The 17,468-nt window shown below is 67.6% G+C and carries 18 protein-coding genes; 10 read left to right on the forward strand and 8 right to left on the reverse strand.

Annotated features, from left to right (window positions below; translation table 11 throughout):
• Nucleotides 1–70: 70 nt before the first annotated feature.
• The gene (locus RIF23_RS04375; RefSeq protein ID WP_310910999.1) at nt 71–754 is read right to left on the reverse strand and encodes a MerR family transcriptional regulator; all 684 of its coding nucleotides are present in this window, start codon (nt 752–754) and stop codon (nt 71–73) included.
• 197 nt (nt 755–951) lie between these two features.
• On the opposite strand from RIF23_RS04375, the gene RIF23_RS04380 reads away from it, so the two are divergent.
• A complete protein-coding gene (locus tag RIF23_RS04380; protein ID WP_310911000.1) occupies nt 952–1,365 on the forward strand; it encodes a DUF3291 domain-containing protein in 414 nt (137 codons plus the stop codon).
• Nucleotides 1,366–1,529: 164 nt separating this feature from the next.
• Here the strand turns inward: RIF23_RS04380 and RIF23_RS04385 are convergent, their stop codons facing one another.
• A complete protein-coding gene (locus tag RIF23_RS04385) occupies nt 1,530–1,790 on the reverse strand; it encodes a hypothetical protein (RefSeq protein WP_310911001.1) in 261 nt (86 codons plus the stop codon).
• Between the two features lie 92 nt (nt 1,791–1,882).
• On the opposite strand from RIF23_RS04385, the gene map reads away from it, so the two are divergent.
• Complete coding sequence (gene map / locus RIF23_RS04390) at nt 1,883–2,734, forward strand: type I methionyl aminopeptidase (protein WP_310911002.1); 852 nt, start codon at nt 1,883–1,885, stop codon at nt 2,732–2,734.
• A gap of 30 nt (nt 2,735–2,764) precedes the next feature.
• Here map and RIF23_RS04395 read toward each other — a convergent pair whose 3' ends face one another.
• Together RIF23_RS04395 and RIF23_RS04400 are read right to left on the reverse strand one after the other, a co-directional pair.
• Complete coding sequence (locus tag RIF23_RS04395) at nt 2,765–3,031, reverse strand: hypothetical protein (RefSeq protein ID WP_310911003.1); 267 nt, start codon at nt 3,029–3,031, stop codon at nt 2,765–2,767.
• Entirely contained in the window at nt 3,024–3,971 is a 948-nt protein-coding gene (locus tag RIF23_RS04400) for a hypothetical protein (protein ID WP_310911004.1), read from the reverse strand. The genes RIF23_RS04395 and RIF23_RS04400 overlap by 8 nt, the downstream gene beginning before the upstream one ends.
• Before the next feature lie 294 nt (nt 3,972–4,265).
• On the opposite strand from RIF23_RS04400, the gene RIF23_RS04405 reads away from it, so the two are divergent.
• The 8 genes from RIF23_RS04405 (at nt 4,266) to RIF23_RS04440 (ending at nt 13,222) form a co-directional block, all read left to right on the forward strand.
• Nucleotides 4,266–5,246, forward strand: coding sequence for an ABC transporter substrate-binding protein (locus RIF23_RS04405; protein WP_310911005.1), 981 nt, complete (start codon nt 4,266–4,268; stop codon nt 5,244–5,246).
• The gene (locus RIF23_RS04410; protein WP_310911006.1) at nt 5,243–6,352 is read left to right on the forward strand and encodes a FecCD family ABC transporter permease; all 1,110 of its coding nucleotides are present in this window, start codon (nt 5,243–5,245) and stop codon (nt 6,350–6,352) included. The genes RIF23_RS04405 and RIF23_RS04410 overlap by 4 nt, the downstream gene beginning before the upstream one ends.
• A complete protein-coding gene (locus tag RIF23_RS04415; RefSeq protein WP_310911007.1) occupies nt 6,349–7,191 on the forward strand; it encodes an ABC transporter ATP-binding protein in 843 nt (280 codons plus the stop codon). The genes RIF23_RS04410 and RIF23_RS04415 overlap by 4 nt, the downstream gene beginning before the upstream one ends.
• Before the next feature lie 11 nt (nt 7,192–7,202).
• Entirely contained in the window at nt 7,203–8,036 is an 834-nt protein-coding gene (locus RIF23_RS04420; protein ID WP_310911008.1) for a M55 family metallopeptidase, read from the forward strand.
• Nucleotides 8,029–9,477: a M20/M25/M40 family metallo-hydrolase gene (locus RIF23_RS04425; protein WP_310911009.1), complete on the forward strand. Its 1,449-nt coding sequence runs from the start codon at nt 8,029–8,031 to the stop codon at nt 9,475–9,477. Before RIF23_RS04420 ends, RIF23_RS04425 begins: the two co-directional genes overlap by 8 nt.
• 59 nt (nt 9,478–9,536) lie before the next feature.
• Complete coding sequence (locus tag RIF23_RS04430) at nt 9,537–11,654, forward strand: prolyl oligopeptidase family serine peptidase (protein ID WP_310911010.1); 2,118 nt, start codon at nt 9,537–9,539, stop codon at nt 11,652–11,654.
• A complete protein-coding gene (locus RIF23_RS04435; protein ID WP_310911011.1) occupies nt 11,651–12,628 on the forward strand; it encodes a S66 peptidase family protein in 978 nt (325 codons plus the stop codon). Before RIF23_RS04430 ends, RIF23_RS04435 begins: the two co-directional genes overlap by 4 nt.
• A gap of 111 nt (nt 12,629–12,739) precedes the next feature.
• The gene (locus RIF23_RS04440) at nt 12,740–13,222 is read left to right on the forward strand and encodes a septum formation family protein (protein ID WP_310911012.1); all 483 of its coding nucleotides are present in this window, start codon (nt 12,740–12,742) and stop codon (nt 13,220–13,222) included.
• Nucleotides 13,223–13,438: 216 nt separating this feature from the next.
• On the opposite strand, the gene RIF23_RS04445 is transcribed toward RIF23_RS04440, so the two are convergent.
• Genes RIF23_RS04445 through RIF23_RS04460 form a run of 4 tightly spaced genes read right to left on the reverse strand, consistent with a single transcriptional unit; the run spans nt 13,439 to nt 17,452 of the window.
• On the reverse strand, nt 13,439–14,428 hold the full coding sequence (locus RIF23_RS04445; protein ID WP_310911260.1) for an ABC transporter ATP-binding protein: 990 nt from the start codon (nt 14,426–14,428) through the stop codon (nt 13,439–13,441).
• Between the two features lie 53 nt (nt 14,429–14,481).
• Nucleotides 14,482–15,510, reverse strand: coding sequence for an ABC transporter ATP-binding protein (locus RIF23_RS04450; protein ID WP_310911013.1), 1,029 nt, complete (start codon nt 15,508–15,510; stop codon nt 14,482–14,484).
• Entirely contained in the window at nt 15,510–16,418 is a 909-nt protein-coding gene (locus RIF23_RS04455) for an ABC transporter permease (protein ID WP_310911014.1), read from the reverse strand. Before RIF23_RS04455 ends, RIF23_RS04450 begins: the two co-directional genes overlap by 1 nt.
• Nucleotides 16,415–17,452, reverse strand: a complete 1,038-nt coding sequence (locus tag RIF23_RS04460) for an ABC transporter permease (protein WP_310911015.1) — start codon at nt 17,450–17,452, stop codon at nt 16,415–16,417. The genes RIF23_RS04455 and RIF23_RS04460 overlap by 4 nt, the downstream gene beginning before the upstream one ends.
• Between the last annotated feature and the right edge of the window lie 16 nt (nt 17,453–17,468).

Consider the following 17,468-nt stretch of genomic DNA (forward strand, 5'->3'; position numbering starts at 1 on the left):
CATAACCCGCGATCACTGCCGCCCACCCCCCGGGGGGCCGGTTCGCGACCCGCACGCCCATGTTACCGAGCTACCTAGCGCGAGGCTCCCCCGCACTGTCATCGGCATTCCGCGCGCCGTGATCCACGTGCTTCGAGGGAGCCAACCGCGCGGCTGCCTCGTTCTCCTGAGCCAGTCGCCGCAAGGCGACGAGGACCGGAGTGAGCAGCAGGGATCCGACGAGTGCCCGCTCCGCCTGGTCAATGGGATCCTCCTGATGCATCATCTGGTCCAGATCGATGCGGGCGGTCTGGTCCGCCAGCTCGGCATAGCGGCGAAGAATCTCGGTATCTGGGGGGAAACCGAGGCGTCGTAGCGCGGCCAGGGCCTGGGCGAGCTGCGTGCGGTGCGGGGATCGCTGGCTCACCTGCCAATCCATAGCAGCGATAAGCTCGCTCGCGTGGCTCGTGGCAGTGGAATCCGGAGGCTCCGCCTCGGGCATGGGGCTGGGCAACGCATGGTGCACCTCCCCCAACTTGGCGAAGGTGTCGGTGTGTGCGTCCACCGCTGCCAGCACCTCCCGGGTCGCCGCGACAGAGAGCCCAGCCACGTTGACCAGGGCCCGAATCAGGCGCAGGCGACGCAGATGGTCCTCACCGTAGACGGCCTGTGTCCGCCCCGTGGACTGACCGGGTGGTAACAGTCCCTGGCGTAGGTAGTACTTGATCGTCGGAATCGGCACCTCGCTGCGCCGGCTCAGCTCCGAAATCCGCATCCGTGCGCTCCCGCTCCGTTCCGCGTCACTGGTACGACGACCCTGCTATTCCTACGTGCACCGCCTGCCGCGCAGTGACCAACCAGGACAGCACATCCCTGCGTGGCCGTGGACCCCACCTATTGGATAGTATAGCTATCCAATAGGTGGGGTCCACGGCCGCATCCGCTGTCCGTACGCCTTCAGGAGGTTCCCAGATGCCCACGCTCGGATGGATCACCCCCAATCCAACGCAGGGACACGAACGTGCCCTCATCCTGGCCTCACGATTCGAGGTGGCCCACTGGTGGCAGGTCCCCGGCTTCCTCCGATTCTCGATACGTGCCTGGCGCCAGGTTTCCGCCGCGCCGGGGGCGCTCGGCGCATCCCTACAGGCACAGCCACTGCGCCGGGTTTTCTGGACCCTGTCCGCCTGGACGGATGAGGAAACACTACGCGCCTACGCCCGCAGTGACCCGCACCGCGAGATCATGCGCGCGGTGCGGTCCAGTACCCGAACCGCCACGCTCGTACGCTGGACGCTGCCGGTGGACCAACTGCCGCCTTCCTGGGGGGAAGCCCGGGACCGGCTCGCCGCGGCAGCGCACCGGAACGGTGTCAACGGCGACTGAACAACGCCGATGCGCACGCGGCGTCCACCAATGGAGCGCCCGTAGCCAGAAACCACATGGCAACTGAGGCCCATACGTGCGTTCGTTGCCCCGACGTTGCCGGACCCCACAGCAGCTCCAGCAGCGCACCCCCACGTCCACGACGTGGCCCTGACACTGTGTTCTCAGGACCAGGGCGGGTACTGCTCCCGTTCCCTGTCCCCCCACGGATCGTCGGCCTCCGCCTCATCCTCGGCTGCCCAGATCTCGTTCCGGGCTGTGGCCGTCTCCAGCGCGGCCGCAGCCTCGGCCTCGGTGGCGAAGGGACCCAGCCGGCGCCGGTCGGGACACCCCGCGTCGTACTCCGGTCGGTCATGTTTGAGGCACCACCACCAACGCGGTGGTGTATCCGGGTCGTCGTCACCCGGTCTCGTCCGGGGCCCCATTGTCGCCTCCCGCCCTGTCGGCCTTCGGTGCCCGTCGTTCCCATTCTCGCTCCTGGCCGGTGGGCACGCCAGGACGACTAGACTGCGGAGACATGACGACCCCGCTGGTTCCAGGCCGTATCTCGCCGCAACGTTCTGTCCCGTCCCGCATTCCGCGTCCCGAGTACGTGGGACGCAAGCAGCCTCGGGAGGGCCTACTGGGCGATGTGCAGGATGCCGAAACCATCGAGGCGATGCGGGTCGCCGGGCGCATCGCCGCCCAGGCGCTCCAGGAGGTCGGTAAACATGTGGTTCCCGGAACCACAACCGACGAGCTGGACCGGGTCGGGCACGAGTTCCTGTGTGACCATGACGCCTATCCCAGCACCCTCGGCTACCGGGGTTTCCCCAAGTCGCTGTGTACCTCACTGAACGAGGTCATCTGCCATGGAATCCCGGATGACACCGTGATCCGGGAAGGCGACATCGTCAACGTGGACATCACCGCCTACATCGGGGGTGTCCACGGCGACACGAACGTAACCTTCTTGGCTGGCGACGTTGACGAGCAATCGCGACGCCTCGTGGAGCGCACCCAGGAGGCCATGAACCGTGGCATCAAGGCCTGCAAACCGGGGCGGCAGATCAACGTGATCGGACGGGTCATCGAGTCCTACGCGAAGCGGTTCGGCTACGGCGTGGTCCGCGACTTCACCGGGCACGGAGTCGGACCGGAATTCCACTCGGGCCTGATCATTCCCCACTATGACGATGAGGACGCCGACACGGTCATGGTCCCCGGGATGACCTTCACCATCGAACCCATGATCACCCTCGGGGGAATCGACTACGACATGTGGGAGGACGGCTGGACCGTGGTCACCAAAGACCGCGGGCGCACTGCGCAGTTCGAGCACACCATTGCGATCACCGAGGATGGGGCGGAGATCCTCACCCTGCCCTGACCACCCGGGCGGCCAGCGAGCGGAACCAGACTATTCCCCGTCGAGGTGCTGCACTGTGGCGGCCCAGCGGAGCCAGCGGTCCAGCTCCTCGGAATCCCTGCACTCCAGGACCCGCTGCCGCAGCTCCGCAGGCACCTCGAAGCCACGCGCCTCCAACACAGCCAGCACGTCCTCCTGCCGGCCCTCTTGGCGGCCCTCCTGCCGGCCCTCCTGCCGGCCTTCGGCGACATACCTGCGGGCGAAGTCACTCTTCCAGGGATAGCCCGCGAGCGAGCGCGGACTGCCGCCCTCAGTCAAGATGCTCGACCGTGGCGGCCCAGCGCACCCAGCGGTCCAGCTCCTCGGAATCCCTGCACTCCAGGACCCGCTGCCGCAGCTCCGCAGGCACCTCGAAGCCACGCGCCTCCAACACAGCCAGCACGTCCTCCTGCCGGCCCTCTTGGCGGCCCTCTTGGCGGCCCTCCTGCCGGCCCTCCTGCCGGCCCTCCTGCCGGCCTTCGGCGACATACCTGCGGGCGAAGTCACTCTTCCACTCGTAGGTGCTGGTGGCCAAGATCTCCTCCAGGTACTGTCTCGCCGCGGCGGGTAGTGCCGCGAACACATAGTCAGCATACAAAGGGCGACCTTCCGCATCCAGACCGTCCAGAGCCGCGGGAAGCGCTTCCAGAGCTGCCAGGTCGGCCGTGTGTCGGACGGCTGCGGAGAGAACGGTCAATTCGGGTTCACGCCGGGCAACATCGGGGTCAGTGATCAGCGGTAGATCCGTCAGTGGAAGCACCACGGGACGAACCTCGCCGCATCCCAGGTCAATCGGTTCGGAGTAGCGGTCGGCCAGTGCTTGGTCCGGGGTGAGGGCCAACAACAGGACCGGGCAGCGTAGCCGATGTCGGACGTTCGTCACATAGGCGGGCCAGGAGTAGTACTTTCGGTCGTCTCGACCACGTTGGGCTTCCACCACGATCGCCATCAGCGATTCCGGTGTGGCCCCGTCACGGTTTGGAGTGTCCTCCAGTACCACAACGGAGTCACTCAACAGTTCGGCCGGTGCGGTGGTCGTGGCTTCACCCGCCTCGCACCGAGCACGGACGTAGGCCGGCAACGGTTTTCCCGAGGCACAGCGGTAGAGCTTGGCGGCCAGCTCGGGGCTGAACCGGATGAGATCGAGTGGAAACTCGTGTTCCCAGGAAGGCATGTACAGAACGTAGTACATCAGTTCCGAACCGCGCAGGAGAACCACAACTCGGTCAGACTCCGTTCCCCGGCCGCACCCCCTGAGATCTGACACCCCCGGAATTGGTACAGTTGTTGCGATTTCCCCCGGGATACGTGCAGGGAAAGTCCGGTGTGAATCCGGCGCTGACCCGCAACGGTGTGTGTGCTGCGTCGCAGCGCACAAAGCCCGATCTCCTGCCGTATACCCGAGGCTTCACTGTTGTCGTCGCGGTCTGCGACACGAAGCCTGACGAGGCGGGACGGTTGTGCTCCCACCGCGTCAGGACCGCGTGTCCCGACCGCACCGAGGAGTAGCCAGATGCCCCCCACTCCCGCGATGCGCCTACTGTCTCCCGCTCTGGCGGCGTTGCTTCTCGCCAGCGCCTGCCAGTCACGCGCCACGGAGAACGACGCCGATCCGGCCATCGAGGTCACCAGTTGTGACCGCACCCAGATTCTCGACGAGCCGCCGGAACGCATCGTCTCCCTGAACACGCAGGTCACCGAGACCCTGATCGATCTTGGTGTGGACGACCGCATCGTCGGTATCGGCTGGGAACGCTATGACCATCCCGAGCAGTACACCGATGCCTACAGTGCGCTGAACGGGCTGGCCGACACCCACCCCACGCTGGAGCAGATCCTGGAGGTGGAGCCGGACCTGGTCATCGGTGGGCAGTCCAGCTCCTTCGACCCGCAGGAAGGCCGCAGCCGCGAGGATCTGGAATCGCACGGGATCGCGACCTACCTGTTCGCCGAGGGATGTCCGGACGGTGACCTGGAACTGGAGGAGGTCATTGCCGACTTCGAACGGCTGGGAACCGTGCTGGGTATCGAGGACACGGCCGAGGAATTCGCGGCAGACATGTCCACAGATCTGGAGGCAGTCGAGGACCAGTTGGCCGCAGCCGACGTAGAACCGGTTCCCACGTTCTTCTACCGCAGCGGGGAACGAACGGCCAGCACCAACAACAGCGACGGCATCCGACAGATGATCCCGGACCTGGCCGGCACCCGCAACGTCTTCGCCGAGCTGGACGACCGGGTCGCGGAGGTGAGTTGGGAGCAGGTCGGCGAGAACGACCCGGAAGCCATTGTGATCTTCGAGATGGGCAGTGACGACGGCACCATCGACGACAAGATCAACTTCCTGAAGGAACAGCCGATCGCCCAACACACCGAGGCGGTGCAGGAGGAACGGTTCGCCTCGGTGTCGCTGCGGGAGCTGTACCAGGGCCCACGCATGGTCGGGGCTGCGCAGCGCCTCGCCGAGGACCTACATCCCGAGGCCTTCGCGTGACCAGCACCGCACCCCCGGCGCGGCCCCGAGACGACGGGGCCGCGCCGGCCCGGAACACCACATCCGCTTCCCGGGACCGTTCCCAGCGTCCGCTGCGCCCGGTCCTTGTGGTGCTGGTACTCGGCCTGGGCGGAACCCTGCTGTTAGGGCTGTCCTTCGGCTCGGCCCGAATCCCCCTCACCGAGGTGTGGGGCATCCTGCTCGCCGACGTCATCCCCGGGCTCGGGCAGCAAGATGTCTCCGCCATGCGTCAGGCGATCGTGATCGAATCCCGGCTTCCCCGGGTCCTGCTCAGCATGGTCGTGGGGGCGTGCCTGGCCGTGGCCGGCGCGGTGGCCCAGGCCGTGACCCGCAACCCGCTGGCCGACCCCTACCTCCTGGGTGTCTCGGCCGGCGCCGGGTTCGGGGTGGTCACCGTGGTCGTGCTCGGGTTCGGTGTCGGCGCTGTGGGTGCCTACACCCTGCCACTGGCCGCTTTCCTCGGCGCACTGGTCCCACTGTTGCTGGTGCTCCTTCTCAGTGGCGCGGGCCGGGACGCCACCATGCTCATCCTGTTGGGTGTGGCCGTGGGGCAGATCTTCCAGGCCCTGATCACCTTCGCCCTTCTGGTCATCGCCGACGACCACGAGATCGCGGGAGTACTGCACTGGCAGGCGGGGGGCTTCGGCGACGCACGCTGGGGATTCCTGCCGGCCCCCACACTGTCCCTGGTCCTGGTGGCCACGGTCGTGATTCTCGGGGCGCGCTGGCTGAACCTGCTTCAGGTCGGAGACGAGGGGGCTGGTGCGCTTGGTATGAACGTGCAACGGTTCCGTCTGCTCATGCTGGTTGCCGTGTCCCTGTTGACGGGGACGGCGGTGGCTGTCGCCGGGGGGATCGGCTTCATCGGTCTGATCGTCCCGCACGCCGCGGTGTTCCTCGTCGGGTCGAACGCTCGCCGATCCATCCCGGTCGCCGCCCTGGTGGGGGCGCTCGCCCTGGCTTTGGCCGACCTGGTGGCCCGCGCCCTGACCCCCGCCACCGAGTTCCCGGTCGGGGTGGTGACGGCCCTGGTGGGGGCGCCGGTGTTCGTCTACATGCTCTACCGCCGCCGGAGGAAGATGTGAGCACAACTGTAGGAGTTCGGGACCTCGAGGTGAGTCTGTCCGGGACGACCATCGTGCGCGACATCGACCTGGAGACGGCCTCCGGCGAGATGGTTGGGCTCGTGGGTCCCAACGGAAGCGGCAAGACCACCGCGCTGCGTACCCTGTACCGCGCGCTGCGGCCGAGTTCGGGAAACGTCGAGGTGGTCGGGCGCCCGGTGGCCACCTATCGTCGCCGCGAGCTCGCCCAGCGACTCGCGGTGGTCACTCAGGAGTCGGACCAGTCCGTTCAGCTTCCGGTGCAGGAGGCGGTGGCGCTCGGGCGGGCCTGCCACCGGGGATGGCTCGAACCACTGACCGGAACAGACCGGGCCGTGGTCCGCCAGGCTCTGGAGCAGGTGGGGTTGGGGGCGTTTGCCGACCGGGAGGTGGCCACCCTCTCCGGTGGGGAACGCCAGCGGGTCGCGATCGCCCGCGCCCTCGCGCAACGGCCCCACGTGCTGGTTCTGGACGAACCCACCAACCACCTCGACCTGCACCACCAGCTGGCCATTCTCGAACTACTCGAGGAGCTCGCCCGCGGTGGGATGGCGGTCCTGCTCACGCTGCACGACCTCAGGCTGGCGGTCGAGCACTGCGATCGGCTGGTGGTGCTCCAGCAGGGGCGCGTGGCCGCGCAGGGGCGCCCGGACCGGGTCATAAACGCCGAGCTGCTCCGCGAGGTCTTCGGAGTGCACGGGCAGCTCCGATTCGACGATTCCGGTCGCCCCCGTCTGGAAATCAACCGCTCGGCTGGAACAGGCGCCCCGACGGCGGACGCGCGACGTGGAGGGCTGCACACCCGGACGTCGACAGCCTAGGCTCGGATACTGTGCGAATCCTCATCTCTGCCGATATGGAGGGGGCAACGGGCACCACCTGGCCCGCAGACGTCGAACCGGGAACGCCCGAGTGGCAACGGTGCCGGCCGATGTTCACCTCTGACGTCAACGCCGCGATCGCCGGCCTACACGAGGGCGGCGCCGACGAAATCCTGGTCAACGAAGCCCACTCCACCATGCGCAATCTCCTCCTGGAGGAGTTGGACTCCCGGGCCACCATGCTCACCGGACGCCACAAGGACCTGACCATGGTGGAGGGGATCCAGTCCGCAGACGTAGCGGGGGTGGTCTTCCTCGGCTATCACGCCGGGGCCGGGGCGGAGGGTGTCCTCGCCCACACCTACCTGCCCAACTCCATCACGGGGGTGTGGCTGGATGGTGCGCCCGCAAGTGAGGGACGGTTGAACGCTGCGGTCGCTGCCGAGTACGGGGTTCCGGTGCTGATGGTCACCGGGGACGACCGGGCCTGCGCGGACGCGGCCAGCTACGCTCCACACGCAGCAACGGTTGCGGTCAAAGACTGTGTTTCCCGGTACGCCGCCGTGTGCCGTCCACCGGCCACGACCGCGGCGTCTATCCGAAAGACCGCAGCCGGGGCGATGGACGGTGCCGGACGGCTCACCCCCAGGTCCACAGGCCCCCACACCGTCGAAATCGAACTGGACGCCACCCACCTGGCCGCGACTGTGGCCATGATCCCCACTGTCGAACGGACCTCCGAGCGGCGGATTCGCTACACGGCCCCCACCGCCCACGAGATGGTGCGCTGCTTCAAAGTGGTCACCACCCTGGCCGCGACCGCGATGGAGCATCGCTTTGGTTGACCACACCCAGTGCGAACAGTCCCTCCAGCTGCTGGACACCGAGGTCGTTCGGATTACCAGCGAACTGATCCGGATCGACACCACCAATCACGGCCAGGGCCATGGCTGGGAGCGTCCCGCCGCAGAATATGTGGCCGAGCAACTCACCGATGCCGGACTGAATCCAAGGATCCTGGAATCGGCGCCAGGCCGCGCCAACGTCCTGGCACGCGTGCACGGCACGGACCCGGACCGGCCGGCCCTCCTCGTCCACGGGCACCTCGACGTCGTACCCGCCGAATCGGCGCTGTGGAGTGTCCCCCCGTTCGCCGGTGCCATCGAGGCGGACCTGGTGTGGGGACGCGGCGCCCTGGACATGAAACAGGCGCTGGCTATGACCCTGGCCACGCTTCGCCACTGGCACCGCACCGGAACGCGGCCACAACGCAGCCTCGTGCTAGCGTTCACGGCCGACGAGGAGGATAGCGCCGCCTATGGTGCGGCCTGGCTGGCCCGCGAGCACTCCGCGGAATTCGCCAAGGTCAGCGACGCAATCGGCGAGTCCGGGGGCCACACCTACCACGCCCATGACCTCCAGGGCGCACCGGTTCGGTTGTACCCGATCGGGGCGGGCGAGCGCGGCACGGCCTGGCTACACCTCACCGCATACGGACAGGCGGGGCATGGTTCCCGCATGAGGCCACCTTTCCGGAACGTCCGCACGCATGATTCCGCCCCCGGGGCGGGCCATGAACCCGCCGAGGCGAGCGACCGGGTCGATTCGAGCAACGCGGTCAGTGCACTGGCCGCGGCTGTCACGCGGATCGCAGCCCACTCATGGCCGGTTCGCCTCACGGACACCACCCGCTCGTCCCTACACGCAATCTCTGCCGCACTGGGCATGTCGGCGGACGTGGCCAGCGCGAACTTCGACGCACAGCGCGACCTCGACGGCGTACTCGACCGAATGGGCCCCGCAGCCGAGCTTCTGGGCCCCACCGTGCGCAACAGCACCAATCCCACCATGCTGGCCGCTGGGGACAAGCTCAACGTCATCCCGCAGCGTGCCCACGCCGGTGTGGACGGCCGGGTCGTCCCCGGGACCGACGCAGAATTTCGCGCCACTCTGGACCAGCTCACCGGCCCGAGGGTGGACTGGGAGTTCGCCCACCGGTCCACACCCGTGGAATCGCCCGTGGACACCGCCACCTTCGCCGCGATGCGTGCGGCGGTACACAGCCAGGATCCGCAGGCCCACGTGGTTCCCGTGTGTCTGTCGGGAGGAACGGACGCCAAGCACTTCGCACCACTGGGCATTACCGGATACGGATTCGTTCCCTTGGGATTTCCCTCGTGGTTCGACCAGCGGGGCCTGGTGCACGGGGTGGACGAGCGTGTCCCGGTGACTGCGCTGCAATTCGGCGTCCGAGTCCTGGACCGGTTTCTTCGTACCGTGGCGTGACGCGACGGCCAAGGTCCCCGTCCCGACCATCGACAGAATCGACAGAGGAGTTTCCCATCGTGCCCACCCGGCTTCCCTACGGCACCTGGCCTTCCCCCATCGACGCGGCCACCGTCGCTGCGGGCGAAACGACACCGAACTGGCCCCAGGGACTCGCGGAGGAGGTGTGGTGGACCGAGCCTCGCCCCGCGGAGGACGGCCGGGTCACGCTGTGTCGGGTCTGGCTGGATGAGGGTGCGGGTCCCGCCGAGGATCTGTTGGGGGCACCGTGGAACATACGCAGCCGCGTCAACGAGTACGGTGGACGCCCCTACACCGTGGTGAGTCGGCTGGATGGCCCGCTGGCCGTGTTCGTGGAGTTCAGCGACCAGCGCATGTACCGCATGGAGCCGGGACTGGTGCGCCACCCGGAGGAGATGGTGTCGCGTGCCGGGCCGTCCCCGACTCCCCTGACCCCTGCTCCGGACCGCCACGCGGGGCTGCGGTATGTGGAACCGATCGTCCCGGAGCTGCCGTCCCGTGGCGCCCGGGCCGAGTCGGAGCCGTCCGGCCTGTCGGCTCATCTGGACGTCGAGCCGGAGTATGACGACGTGTGGTGTATCCGTGAAGTGCATCACAGTGACGACCCCACCGACGTGTCCCGGGACATCGTCGCGATTCCTCTGGACGGGAGCGCCGCGGACGACCCGCAGGCCATCCGGGTCCTGGTGGACGGTGACCACTTCCTGGCCTGCCCCCGCGTGTCTCCCGACGGGCGACACCTGGCGTGGCTGGGGTGGAATCATCCGGACATGCCCTGGGACACCACCACCCTCTGGGTCGGGGACATCGCTGCGGGCCACCACCGAACCATCACCAACGTACGCCGTGTGGCCGCAGCACCGAACCAGTCGATCGTTCAGGTCGAGTGGGCCAGTCGGGACACGCTCTATTACTGCGCCGACCCCGACGGCTGGTGGAACATTCATCGACAACGGATCCCCGAGACCGACGAGCCACCCTTGGACGCGGTGAACCTGTGCCAGCGGGAGGAAGAGTTCGGTGGGGCACTGTGGCAGCCGGGAAGCACCTGGTTCCTTCCCCTACCGTCGGGAGACCTCGTTGCCACACACGGACGTGCGGCCATGTCCCTGGGCCGGCTGAACCCAAACTCGGGCCAGCTGGTCGACGTGGATACCCCCCACACGGAGTGGTTCGGCAAACTCACGGTTGCGGGTCCCGCCCCCGGCCGGATCGTGGGGGTGGCCGCCGCCCCAGACCGCCCCAGCGAACTCGTTGAGGTCGCACCGGTGGAGGGCACCTGGCGCGTACTCAACCGATCTGTGCGGGAGGCCGCCGCCCCTGGTGACCATCTGCCCCGCCCCGAGACACGGACCGTCACCGACGCCTCCGGCCAACCGGTCCATGCCACCGTCTACCCCCCGCACAATCCCGATGTCTGCGCGCCCGAGACCGAACGACCGCCCTACGTTCTTTTCGTGCACGGGGGCCCCACGGGACGGGCTCCGGTGGTGCGCAACTTGGAGATCGCCTTTTTCACGAGCCGGGGCATCGGGGTTGCCGAGGTGAACTATGGCGGATCAACAGGTCACGGACGCGATTACCGGGAACGCCTTCGCCACAACTGGGGGCTGGTCGATGTCGCGGACTGTGTCACCGTAGCCCAGGCCCTGGTAGCACAGGGGGCCGATCCGCAGCGCCTGGCCATTCGGGGCGGCAGCGCCGGTGGCTGGACGAGTGCCGCTGCCCTGGCTGGAACGGACACCTTCGCCTGCGCAACCATCAAGTTCCCGATCCTGGACCTGGTGGGCTGGCGGACGGGAGAAACCCACGACTTCGAATCCCAGTACCTGGAGAGCCTCGTGGGCCCCTGGCCGGACACCCGCGACCGCTATGCAGCCCGGTCCCCGGTGAACCAGACCGACCGCATCTCCGCGCCGTTCCTGCTACTGCAAGGACTGGACGATCGGATCTGCCCGCCGGTGCAGTGCGAACGTTTCCTGGAGCGAATCCGCGACCGCGCACTCCCCCACGCCTACCGCGCCTTTTCGGGAGAGCAGCACGGTTTTCGCCGCTCCGAGACGATCGTCGCGGCATTGGAGTCCGAGCTGGGTCTGTACTGCCGGGTCTTCGGATTCGACCGCACGGACATCGCGGCGCTGGAGTTCGACCAGTGAGCCGGCGCCGAGCCGATTCAGACCGTACGGGCCAGGCCGGCCTACGTCCCCTCCGTCGGCCCCGCCCTCTCGTGGCGGGCGATCAGGTGGCGGTGGTCGCCCCGGCCGGCCCCGTGCCCCGGGACCGGCTGGACGCGGGGGTCGCAGTGTTGGAGTCCTGGGGGCTGCGGGTCACGGTTGCGCCCCACGTTCTGCATCGCCACTCCAGATTCGACTATCTCGCCGGAAGCGACGTCGACCGTGCCGCCGACCTCCAGCGCGCCTGGACGGATCCCGACGTCGCGGCACTCCTATGCGCCCGGGGTGGGTACGGCGCGACCCGGGTCCTGGAACGACTGGACTGGGCCAAGCTGCGCTCGGTGCCACCGAAGATCCTGGCCGGCTACAGCGATATCACGGCGCTGCTGCAAGCCGTGGGTACCCGCCTGGGTCTGGCCAGCCTACACGCCCCGATGGTTGCCACCACGGCGTTCGGCACGGACCCGTCGACCCAGGACGGGCTGTACCGGGCCCTGTTCCGCCCCCAGGACCGCATGGACGTGACGTCGAGTCAGGCGTCGGTCCTCAGGTCCGGACAGGCCCGAGGGGTGACCGTGGGCGGCTGCCTGTCCCTGTTGGCCGCAACAGTGGGGACTCCGTTCGCTCCGCCGAACGTGGCCGGCGGCATCCTGATTCTGGAGGATGTAGCGGAGGACTGCTACCGGTTGGACCGGATGCTGACCCAGCTACGCCAGTCGGGCTGGCTGGACGGGGTCGCCGGGGTGGCTGTCGGCTCCTGGAACGAGTGCTGGCCGGACACTGGAGTCATTCAGGAGATGCTGCGCGAACGACTGGGCGACCTGGGGGTTCCGATCGCCGTGGAGTTGGGGTTCGGGCACGGGCCGAGCACGCACACGGTCCCCGTGGGGGCAGTGGCCGAGCTGAACGCGCGAGCCACACCGCCGGTCCTGAGCGTGGATGGGGCATCCCTCTGATCGGGTCGGGGTTCCCAGCCTGCGACCGCGACCATGAGTCACACGTCGACACGACACGGGACCGGCGCTATGTTGTCTCGGACATATCAGACATCCCCCTGGAGCGTTCACATGCCATCCCCATACTCCCGGTGTCGACCCTTTCCCGTTGGTCGCACTCCTGTCGCCACTCTCGCCGCTGCGGCCGCGGCGATAGTCACCATGACCGGCTGCGGCCTACTCGCCGCCCAGTCCGACGTGTTGAATCTGGACGTTGGTGACTGCATCGCCGATCAGAATCTACAAGGGGAAATCTCCGACATCGAACTTGTCCACTGCGAGGATCCGCACTTCTTCGAGGTTTATGCGGTGCGGGAGCTACCGGATGGCCCTTATCCCGGTGACCAGCACATAGCGACCGAGGCCGACGAATTCTGCTACACGGAGTTCGCCCCCTTTATCGGGAACGACTACGAGACCTCCGTGATCGAGTTTGACCATCTAACCCCAACCGAACAGTCCTGGGACCGGGTCAACGATCGCGATCTCGTGTGCCTCGCCTTCGAACTGGACGGTTCGCAGGTCGAGGGAACGCTACAGAACGCCAACCGGTGAGCCCCGTCATAGGCAGATCGGCCGGGCCGGTGTTCGAAGTCGTTGGTTCCTGTGCAGTCGGTCGTAGTGGTAGATGCGGTCTCCGAGGCCGCTGCCGCCGGCGGCGTCGGGGCTGGGCGCCCTCACCCGCACGATGGCCAACGGGAGTGCGGGCAGGGTGCGGGAGGAGCGTCCCAGGCCAGGCCCAACCTCGCTCCTAACTCCACAAGGCAGGCCCTAGCTGACGGCGTGGGCCCAGTGGCAGGCCACCTGGTGGCCGCCCGCACCGTCGAGGACGGGTGGATCCTCGGTCCGACACCGTTCGGCGACACCGGCACGTTCCGCCCGTCCTGACTCCAGGATGGGACAGCGGGGATGGAATCGGCACCCCGCGGGAATCCGGGCAGGGTCAGGCGGCTCACCCGAGAGAACCGTCGGTGTCGTCGCCGGGGACTCCGGGAGAACCGAGAGCAGTGCCTGGGTGTAGGGGTGTCGGGCCGCGGTCAGGACCGTGTCGACCTCGCCGATCTCCACGATGCGTCCCAGGTACATCACCGCCACCCGATCCGCGATGTTCCAGGCCAACCCGAGATCGTGGGTTACCACCAGGGCGGACAGTGCGAGTTCGTCTCTCAGACGCAGCAGGAGTGCAAGAATCTCGCCGCGGACCGAGGCGTCCAGAGACGCAACCGGCTCGTCCGCCACAATGATCTCGGGCTCCAGTACCAGTGCTCCGGCGATCACAACCCGTTGACGCTGCCCGCCCGACAGCTCGTGTGGGTAGCGCAGGAACATGCGTTCCGGGGGCCGTAGCCCTGCGTAGGCCAGCGCGTCGGCCACCAGCTCCTGTTCGTCGGGGCGGGTGCCATAGTGGATCCGCAGCCCCTCGGCCACCGCCTCGTAGACCGTGTGTCGAGGGTTCAGTGAACCGGTCGGGTCCTGGAGTACCAGCTGCACGCGTCGACGATAGGCACGCAGTGCCCGCATCGAGTAGGCCAACGGCCGGCCGTCGAACCGTACCCGGCCACGGGTAGGCCGTTCCAAACCGAGCAGGGTGCGAGCCAGTGTCGTCTTGCCGGAGCCTGACTCGCCCACCAGTGCCACGATCTCTCCCGTGTGCACGTCGAGATTCACCCGGTCCACGGCCACGGCCGCGGGCCGGCCCAGCCGCCCGGGAAAGACGGTGGCGAGGTCCACGGCACGCAGCCCGGCCTCCTGCTCGACCATGTGGGCCGCCGCCCCCGAACCGCCGTCGCCCGGGGCGGTGTCACCGTGTGCATTCACAGTGTATCCGTCTCCTCTACCACGTTCCCGTGTTCAGGTTCCGGTGTCGGGGACAGCACCCGCACGCATGCGGCGGCCCGCGGTCCGGTGTGTACATCCGGGACTGGCCACAGGACCGGGTCCACCGTGGCACACCGTCCCTCGGAGACATCGCATCTGGGGCGGAAGGAACACCCGGTGGGAAGCGCCGCGGGGTCGGGGGGATCACCGGGCAGCCCGTGCGGGCGGCGACGGGCACCAGGGTCACCGATCGTGGGGAACGCCGCACGGAGACCCACACTGTAGGGGTGGCGGGGGGCGCGGAACACCTCCTGGGCCGGCCCTTCCTCGACGACCCTCCCCGCGTACATGACCATGAGTCGATCGCACGTGTGCGCCAACACAGACAGGTCGTGACTGATCATCATCAGGCCGATCCCGTGCTCCCGCACCAGGCGACCCAACAGTCGCAGTATCTGCGCCTGGATCATGACATCCAGCGCCGTGGTCGGCTCGTCTGCGACGATAATGCGAGGATCGCAGGCCAAAGCCATGGCGATCATGACACGTTGCCGCTGCCCGCCGGACAACTCGTGAGGATAGGAGCGGGCGTGCTGCCGAGCTAGCCCAACCTGCTCCAGCAGTGTGTCCACACGGGTCCGTGTCGAACCAGCGCCCCCGGGGGGCGACGCGTGCAGCAGGATCGGCTCGGCGATCTGGTCGCCGACGCGGTGTACGGGGTTCAACGAGTGCATCGCCCCCTGGAACACGATCGAGGCTCCGGCCCAGCGCACGGCCCGCAGTCGTCCCCAACGCATCGTCAGGACGTCTTCGTCCTCGATCTGAAGCTGGCCGGTGATCTGCGCCGTACGGGGAAGCAGCCGCAGAACCGCGAGCGCAACCGTGGATTTCCCGCACCCGGACTCTCCGGCCACACCGACGGTCGCCCCGGGCAAAACGTCGACGTCGACCCCCCGAACCGCAGGCACGCTCCGGTCACCCGAGCCATAGGTGACACACAGGTTTCGGATCACAAGCCCACTCATCACCGCTCCCGCAGCCTCGGGTTCAGCACCCGCTCAAGTGCACGGCCGCACAGGGTGAACGACAGTGCAACCGCGGCAATCGCGATCCCCGGCGGGAGCACGTACCACCACAGTCCCGCACTCACCGCACCTGCACCCCGTGCATCCTGGATGATCCCACCCCAGGACACCACGGTCGGGTCGCCCAGCCCCAGGAAGGCCAGGGTGGACTCAGCGATGATGGCGCTGGCCACCAACAGGGTGGTCTGTGCCAGGACCAGTGGCATGACGTTGGGCAGCACGTGCCGGGTCATGATGTGAACGTGTCCAGCTCCCAGTGCCCGCGCACGTTCGATGTAGGGTCTGGCTTCGACGGCCAGGGTCTGCGCCCGAACAACGCGGGCCGTCGGCGGCCAGGCGGTCAGTCCGATCGCGATGACGATGGTGAGCGTGCTCCGGCTCAACACCGCGGCCAAGGCTATGGCCAAAACGAGCATCGGCACGACGATGAACCAGTCGGTGACACGCATGAGCACGTTGGCCACCCAGCCGCCGAAGTGGCCGGCCACGATCCCCACCAGGGAACCCACCGTCACCGAAACCAGGGTGGCCAGGAAGCCGACAGTCAGCGAGACTCGCGCTCCCCAGATCACCAGATCCAGGACCGAACGCCCAGCGTCGTCGGTCCCGAGGGGGTAGGACAGGCTGGGCGGATCCAGGATCGGTCCCGTGGCACGGGTCACGCTCAGTTCGTCGGTGTCGATCAGGAGCGGCGCGCCCAGGGCGATCAGACCTATGGCAAGCAGGGCCCCCAGTCCGACCACACCCGCACGGTTGGCGCGGAATTCCACCCAGAACTCGGCGAGCGCCCTCCTCCGTCGCTGCCAAGCCAGGGCACGGGGCCGACGGGCGGGCAGGTCCCGGCTCATCCGCGCACCCGTGGGTCGAGGACGGGATACACCAGGTCAGCAAGCAGGTTCATCAGAATGACCGAGGCTGAGAAGAACAGGAACATTCCTTGGACAAGCGGTAGGTCGGGAACTGCGAGCCCCTCGTAGAACAGTCGGCCCAACCCCGGCCAGGAGAACACGGTTTCGACCAGGATCGAGCCCGCCACAACCTGCCCCAGATTCAGAAAGATCAGGGTCACCGTGGGGAGCAACGCGTTGGGGACGGCGTGTTGCCTCCGTACCAGTGCGTCCCGGAGTCCCTTTGCCCGGGCGGTGAGGAGGTAGTCGTTGCCCTTCTCGTCCAGCAGTGAGGAACGCATGATCATCAGGTACTGGGCATAGATCACCGCGACCATGGTGGTGACGGGGAGCACCATGTGATGGGCGACGTCCAGCACGGTGGGCAGCATCCCCACTGTGTCGGTACCTCCCATACCTCGGGTGGGGAACATGCTGGGTAGCGGCCCCAGCCCACCGGCGAACACGGTGATCAGAAGCAGGCCCAGCCAGAACGTGGGGACCGACCACAGCGTCAGGGCGATTCCGGTGTTGATCCGGTCGACGCGTTCCCCGTTGCGCCAGCCGGAGTGTGCGCCCAGCCACAGGCCCAGGATCGCGGCAATCACCGTCGCGGTCCCGGCGAGCAGGATCGTGGCCCAGAGGCGCTCGGCGATCAGCTCGGCAACGGGAGCGCGGTACAGGAAGGAGTCACCGAGATCGAAACGCAGCACGTTGAGACAGTAGTCCAGAAACTGTTGCCACAGCGGTTGATCCAGTCCGAACTCTCGCCGCATCGCCGCGATCTGTTCCGCACCGATGGGCTGGTCCCCGGTCATGGCCCGTACCGGATCTCCGGGCAACAGTCGAAACAGGAAGAATCCGGTGACCATCACGGCGAACAGCGACACCAACGCACTGACGACGCGGCCGGCGACGTAACGGGCGGCACGAAGGACGCGGCCGCCGCCGGACTCGTCGGCGGCCGCCGACGCGGATGGGGCTGTCTCCCTCACCTCTGCCCCGCCGATG

The organism is Lipingzhangella rawalii (assembly GCF_031628175.1).
Classification (GTDB): domain Bacteria; phylum Actinomycetota; class Actinomycetes; order Streptosporangiales; family Streptosporangiaceae; genus Lipingzhangella_A; species Lipingzhangella_A rawalii.